1 protein-coding gene (only partly in view) is annotated in these 20,484 nt (G+C 72.7%); it reads right to left on the bottom strand.

The features are described 5' to 3' along the window. A protein-coding gene (locus ABD743_RS29070; protein WP_344725546.1) for a DUF4781 domain-containing protein crosses the window boundary here: on the bottom strand, positions 1-20,484 show its 5' portion. It extends 9,315 nt beyond the left edge of the window; only the first 20,484 of its 29,799 coding nucleotides appear in the window; the start codon lies at positions 20,482-20,484; its stop codon lies off the left edge, out of view.

Below are 20,484 nucleotides of genomic sequence, written 5' to 3'. Positions count from 1 at the left end.
GAGCTCGCCGCGACGATCAGCGAGTTCCTGCATCACCGGCACCGCGAGTTGTTCGAGAAGGCTCCCGACGACCGTCGTCGTCCACCGGGAGTTGCGGACGTAACCCGGCAGATCCCGCAGGGCCGCCGCCCAGCTCTCCGGTTTCGTGAACAGGTGACGACCCCGGCGGACGATCTCCCGATCGAGCGTCGCCTGCTGTTCCGATGTCAGCGCGGAACGGACCGGGGGCGCCACGTCCGTCGCGGCAACGGCAGGTGCGCTGTTTCCCAGCCGATGTTCCGTGTGGCGCAGCAGGTCAGCCAGCAGGTCGGTACGCGCGTGGCTCGGTGCGGCGGCACCCACCGCGTCCTGCAACCAGGTGAACCGCTTGCCGCCCGGCCCGCCAGGACGAGCGAGCATCGCGCGGGCCCGGTCGGCGCCACGCCGATGGATCTCGAGCAGAGCCGGGCGCGACGGCTGTGCGGTCTTGATCGCGACGATCCGATCGGGCTCGGTCAGCACGGTGACCTCTGCCGCACCGAGCCCGCGAAGGGCGGTTGTCACCTCGGGCAGATACGGGTGGGCGTCAGCGTCGATCCCGATGGTCAGGGTCCCGCCCACCCGCAGTGCGGACATGACCTCGGCGAGCGCTCCGATCCGAGGCCCGGTGAACGCGGTGTAGCCCGCGTCGGCGAAGAGCACCTCTTGGTAGCGCTCCACCGGGAGGTCGGCCACCGCCGCATCGGCGACCCGATCCACCAGGGCGCCCGGTTCAAGGCTCGACGCCGGATCCGGGACACCGCCCACGACGAGCCGGGGCGCCGCCTCGCCCGCCCCGGCAGCGCCATCCGCGATGGTGGCCGCCCAGGTGCTGCCGGCCTCGTCGTATCCGTGCACGCCGAGGAGCCGGCCCTCGTCGAACCGCGCCGCCAGCTCCTCGCGGCCCAGCTGCGCCGGATGCCCGGTCGGCGAGTCGAGCGCGACCGCGAAGGCGTCCGCACGGGCAGCAGCGTCGGCCTGGTAGCGCGCCCGCCGGTCCGGATCACCGAGCCCGTACCGCTGCTGGGCGACGACCCGGGCCAGCGCCAGTGAGTCAAGGACCTCCGCACCATGCGGCGCCGCACCCAGGCCACCGGCGGCCACGACCCGCTCGATCCACTCGAGGTCGCGCAGTGTCCGCGCGAGCGCGGCACCGTCGAGAGCGGTGGCGAGCAACCGGTCGCGATGGCGGAGCGCCTCGCCGAGCTGCCGGACGATCTCCTCCTCGGAAAGCCGTCCGTAGGCGCCGGGGCGGGCGTGCAGAAGTACGCGCAGCCAGCTCGCCAGCGACTCACCACGCTCGACCGGCGCCATACCGATGTGGACGAACGGCCGTGCCCCTCGCCACTGGCTCTCGGGAAGGAACCGCTCGGACAGCTCGAAGTCAACCTGAACTGCGCGGCCGTCGGTGTCGAGGACGACGTTCTTCGGCGAGGGTCCGTCCCAGTTGCCCGAGAGCGCGTTCGCCACGAACGTGCCCGCGAGCTGGTCGTAGATGTCGTCGCGCTGCGCGGGCCGCGCATGCAGGAGGGCGTCCACGCGGCCGGGCGTGTGGACGGCGATCTCGACCGGCTCCCCCCGGGCCAAGACGCGGCCGTCGCCGAGGTCGCGCGGTTCGGTCGCAATCACCAGCCGCGTGTCCGGCGCGAGGCCGCCGAGGATGCGGAACTGGATCGCACTCGCGACGGCGGCAAGCGGGTGGAACCGGCTACGCCCGGGCTTGATCCACCGTTTTCCGTGCGCGGTCTCCGCCGAGAGAACCCTCGGCAACGAGCCGTCCGATCCGTCGACCACGACCTCGACGTCCCGCAGCTCATCCAGCCGCGCCGGAGACAGGCCCCGGCCGAACAGGCCCCAGAACGGCACCCCGGCTGCCGCCATGGCGAATCCGCCGTGATGTCCCGCCACCATGTCCGCGACGGCCGCCAGCCCCAGGAGCACCGCGGCCCCCACCGCCGGTGCCACACCCCCGATCCGACGCCCGCCGTCCCGGCGCGGTGCCGGCGTCCCGTGTCCGGTGCCGCCCCTGTTCAGCGCGACGACGGCGGCGGTTGCGTCGTCGGTACCCCCGGCCGCGCGGACGGCGTCGAGGAGAGCGTCGGCGGCCCGGCCCGGTGCGGTCACCGGAAGAGCGGTGGCGGCGAGGGCGTCCGGGGTCGGGAAGTAGTTGTGCACACCGTCGGTGGTGAGGATCAACGCACCAGGCCCGGTGACCTCGGCGACCACGACGTCCGGCTGGGCCGACGGGTCGGTGCCCAGCCAGCGCGTGACGACCTGACCGGGCGCGGTGATCGGGTCCGCAGTGCCTTCCTGCGGCACGCTCCAGGTGTGGTCGTCGGTCATCTGCCCGGCAGCACCACCGTCCCGGACCACGTAGGCCCGGCTGTCGCCGACCCAGGCCACAGCGATCCGGGTGGTGCCGCGGCCGGTGGGCGTCGCCACCGCGATCAGCAGCGTCGTGGTGGGCGGGGCCTCGCCTGCCGAACCCGGGTCCGCCATCGCGCGGCCGGCCGTCGCTGCTGCCGCGGCCGCGAACGCGGCGCGTGCCACACGCTCGGCCGGGGCGTCGGGATCCTGGGTGTGGAGCGCGTCCATCGCGGCGGTGACGGCCACCTCCGCTGCCGTGGTCCCCGAAGCCCCGGCCTGCTGGTCGGCGATCGCCACGACCACCCGGCCGTCGGCGTCGCGCCGAGCCGCTACGGCATCGCCGCTCCGGACGCTCTCGAGGCCGCTCTCGGTGCGACCGGCCACCAAATGGCCGAGGTCGAAACCGACCCGCCCGGTCACGGAGCCGGGCACCGTGCCGGACTCCCGCACGCCGGACTGCTGCGTCCTCGGCGGCACCAGCAGCAGTGACGCCGGCGCGGCACTCTGCTGTCCATCCCTGGAGCCGGCGCTCGCGGCGCGCTCGGCGATCGCGCGGGCCTGCCCCTGGTTCTCACCGATCACCTCGATCAGGCGGACTCGCGTCTTCAGGAGCCAGGACCGCCGCGCGCCCATGGCCCGGATGGTCAGGTCGGAACCCCCGCTCGCCAGGAGGCGCACGAGCCGCTCGTCGGTCCCCCGGAGCGCGCGCTCCACCCGGGCCAGCCGGGCACGCTGCCGCTCGACCGCGAAGCGCAGCCGCGCCAGGGTGCGATCCCGCACCCGCCGGTCCTGGGCGGCCTGGCGCTCGGCGAGCGTGCTCCGGCGCCTCTCCGACCGGCCCGGCTCGGCCGCGGCCAGGGGCGTGCCGGACTGCCTCGCGAGCCGCTCCTGCGCCGCTCGTCCCGGACGTGAAAGCAGGTTGATCGGCGTGCCCGCCTCGCCGTACTCGACGACGGTCAGGTTCAGGAGCGCGAGACGCCACTCGGCGAAGTGGGGCACCACCGGGTCGCGAGGGCCGATCCCGAGCACGAGGTGGAACTGCGACAGCCAGTCGAAGAGGTCCGTCGTCGTCACGCTCAGGTCGTGCACCGCGCGCCAGTCCCTGGCCCAGCGCCAGAGGTTCAGGCGCTGCCACCCCACGCGCCGTGGCGCCGTGAGCTTCTTCGTCAGCTTCTTGCCCGCCACGTGGAAGGTGATGAAGCCGAGGGCGAGCCGGATCGGCCCCAGGTAGAGCTGCACGTCGATCCGGAACAGCACGAACGTCCCGACGGTGATGTTGTCGTTCGCGAACGGCTTCTTGATCTCGGCGACGGTGAGGTCGCTGTAGAGGCCGTAGACACCTCCGCTGACCTTGAGCCCCAGGCCGACGTACTGGCCGTGGACCTCCGGGCCGACCGGCGGATGCGTCACCGGCAGGCCGGCGACGAACGCCCGGTTGTAGCGCAGCGCACCGACGAACCCGGCGATCCTGCGCAACTTCGCCCGCAGGCCGACCGGCCTCGGCTCGGCACCCAGGCGCTGCGTCTCGTCGAACACCCGCAACTTCAGGTGCAGCAGCTGAGTCAGATCGATCATCCGCAGGAAGGGGCCGACAACCGGGATCTGCCCGAGCAACACCTGCAGGTACGGCACGTAGATCCGGTGCTCCCGGCCGACGTCACGCACCCGCCACTTCGTCAGCGCGGCCAGCACCGCCGCACGCAGCGCGGGCCTGGTCCAGGTGACCGGAAGCTCGGGCAGCCCTCTCCACCCGAACGCGAGGTTCAGGCCGGCTGCCGTGTCGATCCACCACACGGTGGCCCCGACGCGCAGGTCCCGGGCCAACCGGACGACACCGCGCGGCGGCCCCCTCGGCGAACGTGAGCTCCACGCTGCGCGGACCTGCGACACCACTCCCGGAGCGGCGGTGGCCGCCACCTCGGCGAGGGTGCCCGTACGCGCTCCCGGAGCGATGCCCATGCCGGGTTGCGCTGCGGCGTCGACCAGCACGGGGGCGAGGCGCGCATGCAGAGCGTGCAGGGCGCGCCGAATCGAACGCGCCACCACACCACCACGTCGCGGCCCGGAGAGCAGGGCGACCTGCTCGCTGGACGGCCCGTGCGCGGCGAAGGTCGCCGCTTCCGTGTCCGCCGGGTGCTGGACGTGGTGGTGTTCGTGCGCCGCGGCCGCCCGCCGGACGTCCTCGGGCAGGTGGCGGATCCGCTGCTCGAACAGGTCACGGTCGGCCGTCACCGCGCCGGTGACCGCGTCGGTCGCGTACACGATCACGACCTGCCGCCGCCCGGCCCGCGCCGCACGCTGCGCCATCCGCTCGTTGAGCCCGTGCGCGAGCTCGAGCGTCATCCCGGCGCCTGCCCACAGCCCGTCCGGGTCGGCGACCGCGGACACCGCGGCGTCGGCAGGCGCGATCCGGCCCTCGGCTGCAAGCTCGGCGCGCACCGCGTGGAAGTCGGTGAGCTCCTCCTCGGTCAGCTCGACCATTTCCCGCGTTCTCGCGTCGGCCGCGATGGTGTGGCCGGACGCGGGCGGCGGCCCGCGTGGGGCCGCCTCGGCCAGCAGGGCGTCGAGCTGTGCCCGGGTCGCATCGGCGAGCGTGACGAGTCTGCGCAGGTCGGCCGCTCTGAGTTCCGGAGTCCCGTCGGCAGCGAGCTGGTCGAACACCTCGCCGAGCACTCGCAGGCGGCCACCGAGCTGCGCGGCCGTGTGGCGCTGCATGTCGTCCCAGTGCAGCCGCGACGCACCACGGAGGCTCTCCTGTGCGGCAGCGATCCGAGGCGCCACGAGCTTGCCGACGCTTGCACGGTTCGTGGTCATCGCCGTCGTGAGCTTGTCCAGCCGCACGACCAGTTGCGCCTCCCGGACGGCGAGGACCGCGCTCGGGTCGAGCACCCAGACCGCCGTACCGCCGATCACGACAACCTGCACCGAAGGCTCCGGCTGCGCTGCCCTGGCGACGACGACCCGCGCCAGCTCGGTCCGGACGGCGTCGAGCTCGGCCTGCTGGTCGTCGAGCGTCGCCAGGAGCAACGTCCGCACCCGATCGGCCACGGCCCGGCCGGTCGCTGCGCGCCGGCTGGCGAGCCTGCCGGGCAGCGTGCCCAGTGCCTGCCGGACACGCGAGGGCAGCACCGGCGCCACCACCCGGCGTGCAACCCACAGCGCGCCCATGGCCAGGTAGCGGCCCGGGTCGGTGACCAGGTTGAACGAGCGGACCCGCCCGCGGTAGCCGAACTCGATCGTCTGGCCCGAGATCCGGAACTCGACGTAGTTCGGCAGCTGCAAGTTGCGCGGACCGACCCCGAAACCGATCTGCGACTGCGAGGTGAACGTGAACGGCTTCCACGTCACCGGGTTCAGGTCCAGCGCCAGGACGTAGTTGCGCACCCACCGGAGCGGGTGGAAGCCCACCAGCTTCGGGCGGCCCGCCGGCTGGTTCAGCTCCTTGCCCGGGACGTCGAAGTGCAGGACGAAGAACTCGCCCCGGCCGATCCCCTCCACGATCAGCGACACCCCGGCGCGGATGGAGAGCCAGGCGCCCAGGGTCCGCTTCCGCATCGTCGTCCTGCCACCGACCTTCTGCTGGTCCAGCACGGCGAGACTGCCGCTGTCGGTGAACATCCACTTCACGCCCAGCCACAGCCGCATCCCGGCGACCTGCCAGGGCAGCAGGTACTCCTGCTCGAACTTGCCGAACACCGTGGCGCCGCCCGCGACGAACGCCCGGTTGTAGATCAGGCTCTTCACCTTCGTCCAGCCGCGCCGCAGCCGCTCACGGATCGCGGTCGACTCGCCGGCCTTGCGGGGCTGCTTGCGCAGCTTGAGGTGCAGCAGCTGGCCCACGAAGGCGCCGAGCGCCGGACTGATGAACGCGAGGAACTCCTGCACGTAGGTCGGGTAGATCCGGTTCTCGCCCGTCGCCCGGAGCCGGGTGGTCCGCAGCTTCGCGGTCCTGGCCGCGATGGCCGCGCCCACGACCCGTGCGGCGGCAGCGACGGCACTGATCGGCGCCCACCGGCCGACCCGACGGTTCGACACCGCCGCGTTCGTCGCCCGCCCGCCTGTGGCCGGGAGCAGGGCGTCCACCTCGTTCGCGATCGCCGTGACACGCCCGGCGAGCTCTGTGAACCCGGTGGACAGCGTGCCGTTCCGGGCCGCCTCGAGCTCGTCCTGCGCGCGGCCGATCCGACGCTGCAACTGGTTGCCGGCAGCCACCTGTCCGCCGTTCCAGCGCAGGCGCGACGCGTTTTCCAGCCGCTGTCGTGCCGCGTCGAGGCTGCGGGCGAGGGACCGGGCTGCGCGCCGCTGGCGCATCAGCTGCCATGCACCGCCCGCCGCGTTCGCGAGCTCCCCCAGGCCGCGGCCCATGGCCACGAACGGCCTGCGGAACGCGTCGCCGATGCGCGCGGCGCGCGGCAGGGCGAAACGGATACCCAGCGCGGTCGCCAGCACCGCGAGGGCGCCGCCGATCACGGCCCAGGGCGGACCGCGGGACACGGGCCGGCCGGTCGGCGGGTTCGCCGGAGCACCGGTCGACGCCGTCGGCGCGGGGCTGCTCGACGGCGCGGACGCGCTCGGAGACGGCCCCGGAGCGCCGGACGGGCTCGGGTCGGGGTTGGGTGTGGTGGACGGCGAGCCCTGCGACCTGTCCGGGGCCGCGGGGAGTCCCGGAATGCGGACCAGCGCACCCGGGTGGATCAGCCGCGGGTTGTCCCCGATATCGGCCCGGTCGACCACGGCGAGCCGCTGCCAGCCGCCACGGACGTCGAAGCGCTCGGCGATCGCCCACAGCGAGTCGCCAGGCTGGACCGTCCAGACATCCTTCGCCGCAGCGGGGATGACCAGCCGCACCCACCGGCCGATCGGTGCGTCGTCGTGCATCGGCAGCCGAGCACCCGGGTTCGCGGCGCGGAGCTGTCGCGGCGTGACGTTGAGGCCCGCAGCCAGCGACCCCACCCGGTCGTTCGGGAGCGTCGTCAGCGTCGAGCTGTTCGTGTGCTGCCGGCTCGTCGGACTCGTCGGGCGAGCGACCGGTTCGGCGCGCGCGACCGCTGCGAGGGCACCGACCAGCGGTGCGGCGATCGCCACGGTGATCAGTGCGCGGATCGCCATTCGGTGAAGCGTGCGACCGATCGCCGGGGGTCCGCGGGCCTGCACGCTGTGGCGCAGCATGCGGAGCACGGCCCCGCCGCCGATGAAGGCAGCCATGCCACCGAAGAACGGAACAAGAGGCCCGCTACCGAGCACCGCGAACCCGCCGCCGAGCAGCACGAGGCTCGCCACGCCGGTACGTGCGACGTCGAGACCGCCGCCGAACGTACGTCGGCCGGCCTGTGCCACCCGATCACTCAGCCTCGACGGAACGAGCTGCAGGAACGGGCTTCCTTGCGCATGCCTGCGCGCGGCACGGACACCGTCGGCCCTTCTGGCGGTCCACACGGTTGCCGCAGTCCCCTCCCGGGGCGCGGTGCCGACAGCGGGGTCGTCGTTGGCGCGCCGCAGCGCCGTCAGGAATTCCGTGCGGGTCGTCTCGTCCCAGCCCAGCCCGTGCCGACCGGCGAAGCTCTGCAGCCTTCGCGCGTCCGCGGAACGCAGTCCGCGCAGCTCGGGGAGCAGGCCCCGCACCGCAGCTCCGTCGCGATCCGCGCCCTCCGCGCGATGGAGCAGGCCGGCCAGGTCGCGGGTCACCGGGGCCGGAGCGCCGGCGGCACGCCACCAGCCGATCAACACGGCGGCATCGCGCGCGGGGCGATCTGCCGACCGATGCGGCGTCAACGTCCGGAGGCCCGGGCCCGCAGGAGCGCGCCGGACCGCGGCCGCCGCTACCGACAGGCCGGCCCCGGCATCGGCGACAGCACGCCGGCTCGCGGCGAGATCCTCCGGCGAGGCGTTCTGGGCCACGGCGCTCTGCAGATCCGCGCGACGACCTTCCCACTGCGCGCCGGCGGCGCGGAGCTGAGCGAGGGCCTGGGCACGAGCCCGCGCGGCGGCGAACTCGATCGGCGACGGCTGCACACCGGAGAGGAGGGCGGCATCTGTCTCCGCGTCGGCCCGAGCGATGACCTCCGCCAGATGAAGGTCCGCCTGACGCAGCTCGGTAGTGGCGTTCTCCAAGGACTTCTGCGCCGCGGCGTCGGGCAGCGACGACCTCGACGCCTTGTATCTCGCTTCCGCCTCGGCTGCGACGGCGTTGCCCCGCCGCTCCTGCGCCTCGCGCAGCTCGGTTCGTGCCCGGGCGGCAGCGAACTCGGACGCGCCCTCCGCGAGTCTCTCGTCCGCCGCGGCGATCTCCCGCCGAGCCGACTCGGCCTGCCGGCGCGCCTCCCGCGCCATCCCGCGCAGGACGGTGACCTGGGCGTCCCCGTCAGCGAGCCGGGAAGCCTCCAGCTCAAGCCTCTCGGCGTCTCCGATCCGCCGTGCCGCGGCCTGAGACCGTGTATCCCGCAACTGGTGGAGCCCGCGCTCCGCACTGATCAGCTCGGCGTCCTGCGCGACGGCATCCTTCTGGTTCTCACGCTGGTCCTTCGTTCGCGCGTACTGCGACAACCACTTGTCGACCTTCAGGACGCGTGGGGTGGCATTGACCTTTCCGCGCAGCGCACCGATCGAACTGATCCAGCTCTCGTCGTCGAGCACCGGAACCCGCATCGACGGCGGGGCCAACCACCCGACCGGTGATCCGCCGCCGCCGGGCCCGGCGCGCATCACGGTCTGCCCGGGCGCCGCCTGCAAGTCGCCCTGCCGCTGCTCGGATCCGGTCCTGCCGGGCTGTGATCCGGCCGACGCCTGCCCGGCCTCCTGCACGGCTCGCGGCTGCACGTTCCGGGGCGCCGCGGACCGCAGCTCAGCCGCGACCTGTGCGGTCCGGACGGTGGCGTTCCGGAGCTCCCCACCCGTCGCGCGGGTGGTGCCGGCGGTCGAGTCATGGGCACTCCGCTCCGTGGGCCGCACCGAACGTCCGGGCTGGTGCTCCGCCGCGACCCGCTCACCGCTCACCCGCGCGCCCGCGGGCTCCACCACAGCGCCACGCCCCGGGGTGACGGGCCCGCTCATGACCATCAGACCCGCGGCAACCGAGGACATCGCCCGCTTGGTCCTCGCTCCCAGCGCTCCCAGCACCCGGCTCTGCGGAGCGCCCGGTGCGTTCGATGCCACGTCCTGCACGTTGCGGACGGGGCGTGCCGCGGTCGCGGCGCCGGCGGCCGGTTCAGTGGCGCGCGCCCCACCGCTCGCGGCGGCGTTCTCACCACGTACGGCAGGCGCAGGTACCGACCGCTCCCCGATGGCCCGGCCCCCGCCGAGCCAGGAGGGCAGGTCGGTCGGGGACGTTCGCTGCGCCTGCACGTCCGGGCTCGCGCTCCGCTCGGCCGGGACGCCTCGCGCCGGCGACACTTCGGCTCCCCCGCCTCGCCCCGGACGGACGACGTACGCCTGTCCGTCCGGAGTGGTGACGCGGACCGATGCGACCCGCCCCGGTGCCGCTGCTCCCGCGGCAGGAACGGCTGCCCGACCCGGTAGCGCGGCAGGCCGGCCCGCTGCGGCTGCGACAGGCAGGGCGTTCCGCATCGATGCGACCGGCGGCTCGGCACCTGCTGCGGTGACCGGACGGCTCGGCAGCGCCGACGTCCCGGTCACCGCGGGTGCGGTGGGCGCCCGCGGGACGCCGATGCCCCGGAAGCCCGTGGCCTGGGCATGCTTGTCCATCACCGTGGGCATGGCGAGCATGCCCCAGTTCAGGGCGAGGTTGCCGCCGGCCTCCCACCTCTGGCCGGTGGACATGTCGTCCCATCTCGCGGCGACCTGCGCGGTCTCCTTGACCGCCAAGCCGCCGAAGACACCGGTCGCCACCTTGTTCGCCACGTTCGAGCGGCTCCCCCAGACGGCCGCTCTGTCCGCAGCGGCTGCAGCCGTTCTCGCGGCAGTGCTCGCACTGCTCACCCCGGCGGCGGCCTCCATGGCGACCCCGGCACTTGCCGCGGATTTCGCGGCGACCGCGCCGACACCCATGGTCGCCAGGCCGAGCGCACTGGAGCCGATGCCCACCCACGCCTGACGCGCGCCCGGCGACGTGAAGGGGTTGTTGCTCTGTCCGTGGGCACTGCGGTTGCGGAGGTCGTTGTAGGCCTCGGCACCACTGCCGACAGCGCCCGCGATCATCGCGGTTCCCCCGGCGGCGGCGGCAACACCCGCCGGGGTCCCGAGCCCAGCTGTGAAGATCGTGCTCGCGCCGCCTGCCACATAGAGCCCGATGCCGCCCGCGACCATCAGTCCGGAGTAGACGTATCCCTTGGTCTTGTCCCATCCGGAGATGTGGCGCCCGGTCGTCTCCTCGAGATGGAGATCCGCTCCCTGGGTACCAGCCGTGCGCAGACTCTTCGGTGCGAGAACGGGGGTGTCCTCGCTGAAGATCTCGTTGTTGTCGCGGAAGTCCTTCAGCTCGCTGTAGTGCGCACCCTCGACGTCGATGAGCGTGACGTCGTCGCCGTTCGTCACCCGGTACATCGGCATCAGGCCGACCTCGTGCGTCTCCGGGTTCTCGAACAGCATGTTGAGCTTCTCGACCTTGCCGCCGCCCTTGGCGTACTTGCGGATCGGGTCGGCGATCTTCTTGTCGACCTTCGTCAGGTCCTGTGACGAGAACTGCTGCACGGCAAGCAGCTTGTTCATGATCTCGTTCGGGGTGCCCCTAGCGGCGAACTCCGCGTACCGGTCCGCCGCGGTCCGGCCCATGGCGGGGTCGCCCTCGAAGTACTTCTTCGCCAGGTTCTTCTCCCCGCTGAGCGGGCTGGTCCCGTTGCGCACCGCGTCGTACGGCTGCTTGTTGATCGCCGACGTGACCGCGCGCAGCATGTCGGTGCTGCCTGTGGACGGCAGCCCGTTCCCACCGAGCAGGCTTCCGCGCGCGCGTGAGCCCTGGTCCGTGGCAACGGTCGTGTAGGACAGGCCGGCGACTCCCGAGAGAGTCCCGAAGTCCTTGGCCAGCGCCTTCTGGGCCGGATCCTTCGAGCGGCCCATCTTGTCCGCGAGCGTGCCCGCCCTGGTCTGCAGGTCGTCCCAGTCCTGCAGCCGGGCGGCCATCGCAGGGTCGCCCGCGGAACCGGCGAATGCCGCGTCGTACTCACGAAGGCGCGACACTGCGGACGCCGACGGGGGCGGCGGCAGTGGCAGCGTGGCCCGCAGCTTCTTCGCCCGCGAGTCCACCGACTCGATCGCGGCCTTCTCCGTGTCGAGCGCGGCCTGCCGGGACTTCAGCTGCTGCTGGAGTGCGGGCGCCGCCCCACCAGCCTTGTTGACGGCGGTGACCTCGGCGTTGTAGCTGTTCAGCTGCTGCGCGTACTCCGCCTTGCGCGGGATCAGGGTGAGCTGTGCCAGGTCAGCGGCGTGCGACTTCTGGAGGTCGGTGTCGCTCAGCTTCACCGTCGTGTTGCCGTGCGCGTCGGAGTTCTGGAGCGACTCCAGCTCCTTCTGCACGGCGGAGAGCGAAGGCTGTCCGACCCTGCCGGGCAGAGCGGAGTCACCGGCGAGCTTCTGCTGGTCTGCGCCGTTCAGGTGCTCCTGCGGGTCGGCGACGGAGACGGCGTCGATGACGGCCCGCGCGTCGCTGAACTCCTCGTTCAGGGCGTTGGCCTGTCGCACCACCTTCAGCTGGGGCGCCAGCTTCTTCTTCTCGGCACTCGTGAGACCGCCCGGCATGGCTCGCTCGTATGCGGTGACGGCCTTGTCCAGGGCCGGGCGGATCGCGTTGGCCTGGTCCTCGTCGTACTGCGCCGTGCTCAGGTTCCTGCCCATCGCGAGGACCGCGAAGTCCTTCTCGTCCTGGGTGAGTGGACGCAGCGACTTCTCGTACTTCGCCGCCAGCGCGGGGTCCTTCTGCTTCAGGCGGTTCAGCTCGGGGTTCGTCAGCGGGGGAAGCTGGTCGCCCGGCTTCGCGCCGAGGATCTTGGTCAACGACGTGTCGTGCACGGTGTCCAGCGCCGGCCGCTTGTAGCTCGGGTCGGTGAACGACATCCAGGACGCGTCGGGGTCGCCCTTCCAGCCGAGGTCGACGACGTTGCTCGTGCAGCTAGCCGCGTCCCGGCACATCACGCCGGTGTTCTTGCCCGCGTTCTTCCCCTTGGTGATCGGGTACAGCAGCGCACCCTCACCCGTCAGGTACTGGCCCTCCGTGTTGGTGCCGGCACAGCCCTTGCCCGCGCAGACCGCCCCGCCGCCCGGGCCGTAGACGACACCGAAATGGCAGCCGGCGCTGCTGCACTGCTGCTCGTTGCCGGACGGGTCCACGAACTTGACGGGGCTGTTGCCTGCGAGGTTCTTCACCTGGCCGTAGCCGTTCGGGGCCGGACCGCTGCCGGTGGCGAGGTGCTCGGTGAGCTCGCAGTTCACGCACGCCGGCGTCTGCGCCAGGTCCTTCGGGCGGGTGAGTGTGCAGGAGCCACTGCACCCCAGTGTCCCGCCCTTGCCCGTGCCGTCCGGGGTGGTGACCGAGATCGAGCCGGTCGTCTGCTTGAGCGGCGTACCGAACACGCTGCAGTTGAACGAGCAGTAGGTGTTGCGCGACAGGAAGGTCGACTTCTGGTCGATGTGGTTGGCGAGGGTGTAGCCCTCCTTGATGTGGACCAGCCCGCTCTGGACGTTGTAGACGCCCGGGTTGCCCTGGGCGTCGCGGGTGGTGATCGACGTCGGCTTGGCCGTGTCGGCGTATGCCTTCACGATGTCGCCCTCGGAGGAGTGGAACTCGCCCGCGCCCGTGAACGTGATGAACGCGGGGGCGCCCTTGGCGTCGCGGCCGGTGATCGTGCCGGTCGGGCCGGTGCTCGTGAACGTGTCGAACTTGCCGGGGAGCTTCGGGTTCGGGGCCTTCCACTCGACGCCGCCGTGATAAGTGGTCTGGAACCTCGCGCCGTTCTTGTTCGCGAAGGTCGCCTCGTTGTGCTGCGGTTGGGCGAACACCGCGTTCGACTGCGTGTACGTGACCGTCGTGTCGCTGTAGCCGTCGTAGAGGCTGCCCTTGCCGTCGACCGAGCCGCCGCGGTTGCCCTTCTCGTCGGCGGACAGGCTGCAACCCTTGCTGCCGTTGCAGCGGTCGTCCGACGCGGTGGACTTGCCGGCGACCTGCGGGTTGCGCCCCTGGAAACGGTCCTCCGACTCCTTGGCGCCCGGGTCGTAGGTGATGCTCTGGCCGTCCTCGCCCTTGAGCTTCAGATCCTGCTTGCAAGGGGACTCGCAGACTGTCGGCTCGGTCTTCGTCCCGTCGGCGTTGCGGACCTCGAGAATGATGTCGCCGTCCTCGTCGGTCTTGCCGATCACGCCGTACTGGTTCTTGCCGTTGACCGTGCTCGGGGCGGGCGTGCCGTCCTTGCCCTTCGCCTTCGCCGACGGCGTCGGCTGGGCCGGAACGAACTTGACGTTCCTCGCCGACTCGCACGTGCCGCCGCCCCAGCAGGAGGCCACCGTGCCCTTGCCTGGTGCGTCGGGGTTGGCGACCGCTATCGCCGTCGCACCGCAGGCGCCGTTTCCGCCGCTGATCCGGCAGGTCGCCGTGGGGTCCGAGGTCGCGGTGCCCTTCTCCGTCGTCTTCTTGGCGTGGTCTTCGGCGTGGGCGGTACCGCTGCCCGAGCACTGCTGCGCCGAGCAGGACATGGAGATCGAGGCATTGTTCGGCCCGGCCGTCGCCTTCACCGACACCGAGCCGCCGATCGCGCCCTGGCCACCACGGCCGGAGCCGTGCACCGTTCCGTTGGCAGAGCTCTTTGCGCTCCCGCCCGTGTACGAGGCGGAGTCCGACGCGCTGAGGTCGTATCCGGTGCTGCAGTTCGCCGCCCCGTAGCAGGACGCGGACCCGCTCGCGTAGCCCGGACCGGCGTCGGCCTGCGCCGTCACCGCAACACCGCCACCACCCTGGCCGCCACCGCCCGAACCCGACGCCCAGGCGCGCGCCGCGCCCTTGCCCGCCGAGGCCGACACGTTCGCCGAGTACGAGTGGCTGCAGTTCGCGGCGCCCATGCACGAGGCCGACGCGTTCGCGAAGCCCGGACCGGCAGCGGCCTGCGCCGTCACCGCAACACCGCCACCACCCTGGCGGCCCCCGCCAGAACCGGACGCCGACGCCGACGCGTGCGCCGCCCCGTAGCTCGCCGCCGCGGAGGCGTGCGCTGAGTAGGAGTACCGGCAGTTCGAGCCCGCGGTGCCGACGCACGACGCAGCCGCCTGCGCGAACCCGGGGCCGGCCGCGGCCGCGGCGGTCGTCATGACCTGGCCGCCACCGACCGTGCCCTTGCCGGAGCCCGTGGCGCTGCTGTGAGCGGCAGAGCCGGCCGACGCCGCGCTGTGCGCCCGGTAGGAGTACCGGCAACCCGACCCCGCGCTGCCCTCACACGCGGCGCCGGCCATGGCGAAGCCCGTGCCGGTCTGCGCGACGCCGCTGGTGGCACACCAGCCGGTGCCCGCGCCGCCGCTCGCCCCGCAGGCCGCCTGGGCGGTCGCCCGGTTGCCGCCGGTCGTGCTGCCGGCCTTGCTGCTCGCCTTGTAGCTCTGGGTGCAGGTCGCTGCGGCGCCGTCACAAGCTGCCGCGGCCTGGGCGCCGGTCTGCGCGGCGGCGACCCGGCCGGTGCCGCCGCATACCCCGTCGGTTTCGGCGGTGCAGGCCGAGCGCGTGGTGGCGCTGTTGCCGTCGTAGCGCGCCTCGCCCTGGATCGCGGTGCGGCAGCCGGTGCCGGCACAGCCTGCGGCCACCTCGGCCACGTTGTCCGAGGCGTATCCGTTGGTGGACGACTGGCACGGCCCGTTCCCCGAGCAGGTGGCCGTGGCCACGGCCGTCGTCGTGCGCCCACGCGCAGCGGCCTTGCCGCTCTTCTGGGTGGCGGCGAGCACCGCGCGGACGTCGGTGCCGGTGCTGGTGCTGCGGGTGGTGGTCGGGCAGGCACCGCCGGCGGCCTGGCAGTCGGCGGACGCGGATGCCGACGTGATGCCGAACCGTCCGCTCGCGGCCTTGCCCGGCTGCACCGCAACGGAAGCGCCCGTGCTCACGGTGGCCTGGCAGCCGCCCTCCTGACCGGAGCAACTCGCGGCGCCGTCCGACGTGGACAGGCTGATCGGATCGGTGGCCGCGCCGTTGCCCTTCCCGGGCTTCGGGGCGCCGGCCTTAGCGGCCCGGATCGCGGCGGCGCTGCCTCCGGTCGGGGCGGCCGCGGCGGCGGAGTCACCGGTGACGCTGCCGGTGCACGCACTGTCGGGGCAGTCGATCGCGGCGTCGGCCTGCGTGGAGCCCGCCCGCGGGCCGGACGTGGTCCCGGTGTTCCGCTCAGTGCCGGCAGACGCGGTGCTGCCGACCGTGCAACCGGACCCGCCACTGCGGCAGATCGCGCCGCTGTGCGAGGTGCTGGTGGCGGCGGGGTCCTTCTCGGTCCCCGCAGTGGCCGTGACCTTCGCGTCGCCCGTGGTGGCGGCGGTGCACAGACCATCCCCTGCGCCGCACTGCGCCGAGGAGCTCGATTCCGAGGACGTCGCCGGAGCGTTCTTCACCGGCTCGGCGGCCAGGCTTGCCGCGGCTGCGGCGTCCTTGTCCGCCTGGGCCGCGGTCGTCACGGCTGCGGCGGCTGCCTTCTTCTGCTCGGCGGTCGCACCGGTGCGGGCGGCGGCCTCCCGAGCCTGCTCGGCGACCTGCCGAGCCTGCTCCGCGTCCTGCGCTGCCTGCTCGGCGGCAGCATGCCGGGATTCGCTGATCATGTCGGCCACGACCTGACCGGACCCCGCGGTCGAGTCGGTGGTGGCCTGGCAGCCGCTCTCGTCTGCGGTGCAGCTGCCGGTCGAGGAGGACACCCCCGTCGGCGGGCCGCGCGCGCTCACGCCGCTGTTGCCGGCGTCCGGGCCATCGGTGCCCGCGGCCGAGCTGTTCGCGGTGCCCGAGCACCCGCCCGACGAGCCGGCGCAGTCGAGCACGGCCGACGCGCTCGTCCAGCTCGACGCACCCGGCACCGTCGGTGCCCCGGAGCTCGCTGACGAGCCGGGGGCCGTCGGGGCGGGCGGTGTGGCGGGCTGGTCGGGCCCGGGCAGGTCGTTGTCGCGGTTCCGGTCGTCCGACGGCGCCTCATCGGTGGGGCCGGTGGTGGCGCTGCGGACAGTGGCGTTCGCCGTCGAAGGTGCCTTGACCAGCGGCGCGATGCTGCTGGCGTCGGGGCTGCTGGAGGCACCCGAGTTCGTCACGGCCTGGCAGGTGCCACCCGAGACCCCCGTGCAGGAACCCTCGCCGTGCGAACCCCGCGGGTCGGGCGAGATCGAGGGGTCGGTGCCGGTGGCGGCGCTGGTGACCTTGCCATCGCAGACATCGCCCCCGTCGCAGCTCAGCACGGCGCCCGAGGCCGACGCGGCCGACGGGCCCGCGGGCCGACGGGCCGGGTTGACGGCCGTCTCCGCACCGGCACCTGTCTCGTCGACGCCTGCGAGGGCCTTCGTGGCACCGGGTGCGCTCGACGAGACGGACGTGGTCTCGGCCTGGCACGCGCCGCCCCCGGCCTCGCAGGTGGCCGAGCCCGTGGACGAGCGCGGCTTGCCTCCCGCGACGGCACCGTCCGATGCGGACGACGCGGTGTGCGCGACGCCGGAGCAGGCGGCCCCCGCCGAGCAGTCCACCGACGCGCTCGCCGACGACGTGCTCGACGGGCCGGTGGTCGGCTGGCCCGCGACCGGCTTGCCGGTGGCCGGGTCCATCGTCACGTAGTCCGGCGCGCTCGAGGCCGACGAGGTGGTGTTCCCGGAACATCCACCGTCGGTGACCGTGCAGTCCGCGCTCGCCTGCGAGCCCCGGGCCTTCGGCGACACGGCGGTATCGCGGGCGCTGGTCGACGACTTGGCCGTGCCGCCGCACGCCGTGCCCGCGCTGGTGCACTGCACCGACGCGGACGCGGTCGACACGCTCACCGGGCCCGACACACCCGAGGTCGATCCGTCCACGGCGATCACCGGGTCGCGGTCGGACACCTCGGTGCCGGACTGCGCGCCACAAGTCCCACCGGCGCCGTGTGCCGTGCAGCTCGCCGTGCCCGTGCTGTCGCGCGTGCCGGTGACGTCGCCGGTGGCGGCGCCCTTCGTGGTGGTCGAACCGCTGCCGGCGCACTCGTCGACCGCACAGTCGACGTGCGTGCCGGCGCTGCTCGACGCCGTCAGTCGCACGGTCGCCGGCTCGGCGCTGTCGTCGGCGAACCGAGCGCGCGAGTCGCGGGAGGTTTCTGCGCCGACGCTCGACGTCGAGTCGGCGCCGCACCGCCCCGCGGTGGCCGAGCAACTGCCGGACGCGCTGGTGGTGCGGATCGCGGCTTTCGTGGTGGCCGTGGCGCCTGCGGTGATCGTGCCGTGGGTCGTGGTCGAGCCCGAGCCCGAGCAGCCGGCCGAGCCGGCACAGTCGACGTCGACGGTGGCGGTGCTGGTTGCCGGGGCGGCTCCGCTGCGCCTCCAGCCATCGGTCCCGCCGTCGCCCGAGGTCGAGCGGCTGGCGGCCCGGCAGCCGCCACCGCTGGTGGTGCAGGTGGCGGAACCGTCGGTCTTCTGCGAGCGGGCGGCGATGTCCTTCGCCGCCACACCGGGCGTGGTCGAGGCAGTGACGAGGCCGGTGGTCTTCGTCGCCGCCTGCGAGGTGCTCGCACCGGTACGGCTCGACGCGGAGCCGGTGCATCCGGTCGCGCCGTCGTTGCAGCGCGTTCCTGCCTCGGCCTCGGCCTCGCGGCTGCCCCAGTCGTCACCGGTCTCGACACTGCTCGACGTACCGCAGCCCCCGGTGGCCGCCGTGCAGCGCGCAGAGGCACTGCCGTCCCGGCTCTCCTTGCGCTTCCCCGCCGAGGTGGACGCCACTGCCGGCGTCGCGCCGGCCGGATCTCCTTCACCGGCGGCGCGCGCCTTGCCCGACGTCGAACTGTCGCACGTGCCGGTCCCGGTGTCGCACGAGGAGTCGGCGCCGTGGCGGGTGGCTGCGGTGCTCTGGCCGCACTCCCCCGCCGTCATCGAGCACTTCGCGGTGGCGTTGTTGTCCCCGCTCGCCGAGGTGCTGCTGCAGTCGCGCTTCGAGCCGCTGATCGTGCAGGATGCCGAGCCCTTGGTGTCTCCCGATGTCGTGGAGACGGAACAGCCCGAGGAGATCCCGGCAACGGCGACGCAGCGGTCCTGGTCCTTCTTGCCGTCGGCGTCCCGGCTGACCGAGCCGCACTTGACGAACGCGCCGTTCGCCCCGCACCCGGCAGCCGAACCCTCACCGCCGGAAACGCGGGTCGGGACGTCCGGAACGTCGTCGCCCATGGCGGACATCAGGTCGTCGGTGGCGTCGTAGACGTCGTCGCGCTGCGCCTCGTAGGCCGCGGTGTGCTTCGCATACGTCTGCTTCGTGACGGTGCCCGCGGCGACCTTCTTCTTCTCGGCCGCGAGCGTCTTCTCCTGCTTCGCCAAGGACGTCTGCCCCTCGACGACCTGGTCGACCAGGTCGGCCCGCTCCGGCGAGAGCTCCGCGCGGTCGGTAGCGAGCTGATCCTTCAGCTTCTTGTCCTTGGCGACGTTCTTGTCGTACTGCGCCTTGGTCATCGTGCCCGCGGCGACCTTCTTCTTGTCGGCCGCCAGCTGGGCCTTGCTCTTGTCTGCGGCGATGCGTCCCTCGAGCACCTGCTCGGTCTGCTCGGCCGAGTCGTCGTACTCCGCGCCCCAGCCACGGGCGGATCGTCCGAAGCCGGTACCGCTCTCCGGAGGCCCCCGCACACCGGCGGCCGTCAGCTCTGGCGACGACAGCCGCGAGGCACGCGTGGGCTGCTCACGGAGAGTGGCCATGACGGCGTCCTGCAACGCGGCCTTGGTGGTCCGGACGGCCGAGGTCATCTTCTTGCCCGACGCACCTGTGCGCTTCGCGGCGGTCTTCATCGCGTCATCGACGATGTCGTTCACGGCCTGCGCCCGGTCCTTCGGCGAACCTGCTGCGGCGATGTCGTCCACGAGGTTTCGGACATCCGAGCCGCTCGCCCGGAGCTGCTTCTGAATATCCGACTTCTTTCCGTCGACGACCTTCCCGACCTGGTCCCGGACGATCTTGCGCAGCTCCGCGGACGAGGGAGCGCGCTTGACCGCCTTCGCGGCAGCAGCACTCGCCTTCGTGGCGGTCGGCTTTGCAGGAGCCGGCTTCGCAGCGGATTTCGTCGCCGAAGTGGAAGCCTTCTCAACTGTCTTCGGGGCGGAAGCGTTCGCCTTCTTGTCTCCGGGCTTCGTAGCGGTCGCGGCGGCTGTGCCCGACTTCGCGACCCGCTTGGCGGGCGCGGCGGCGGCCGCCCGGACCGTCGTCACCGGCTTCCCGGCCTTCGTGTTCCGAGCGCTCGACGCGGGCTTCTTCTCCGACGTCGAATCCTTCTTCGAGGCCGTCTTCTTGTCGGTGGCCGCGACCGACTTCTCCGGACGATCGTCCGTCTGGTTTCGAGTGGCCGGTCGAGCCGACTTCGCCTCATCGTTCGACTCCGTGTCGCCGACCGACTTCGTGACGGGCTTCTGCTCGGCGGCCGACTTCTTCGCGGTGGTCTTCTTCTCCGGCGCCGACTTCGTGGCATCGGACTTCGCGGATTCCTTCTCCGTCGTGACCTTCTTGGCATCCGGCTTCTTCTCGGCGGCCGGCTTCGCCTTGCTCGCCTTCGTCGACCCGGTGCTCGACTTCTTCACCGTGGTCGTCTTCTTCTCGCCCGAGTCCGCCTTCTTGGTGGTCTTCGCTGAGTCGGACTTCGCGCTAGACTTGCCGGCCTTACCGGATTCCTGCTTCGGCGCCTTCTTCTCCGCGCTCTTGCTGGAGGACGTCGAAGAGCTCTTCGAAGCGGAATCGCCGTTCTTGCCGCCGGCGGGCTTGCTGCTACCTCCCTTCGGCGCGCCCGTCTGGACGTTCGCCACCGGAACGATCACGGCGGCGGAGGCCGGTGCGGCAGCGAGGAAGGCCGCCCCGAACCACAGCACGACCACGGCCCCGGCCAGTGCCAACGTCCACCGCACCATCCGCCAGAGAGCCTCCCGCAGCGACAGGCGCAACCGCACGGGGGCGCCGGCACGCACAGCGAGGCCAGTGGCCTCACCGTCATGCAGGGACACCACGTCCAT

Source organism: Pseudonocardia yunnanensis, from assembly GCF_039534065.1.
GTDB classification, from domain to species: domain Bacteria; phylum Actinomycetota; class Actinomycetes; order Mycobacteriales; family Pseudonocardiaceae; genus Pseudonocardia; species Pseudonocardia yunnanensis.
The sequence above is the reverse complement of the archived record's forward strand: the minus strand, read 5'-3'. Positions and strand labels throughout refer to the sequence as shown.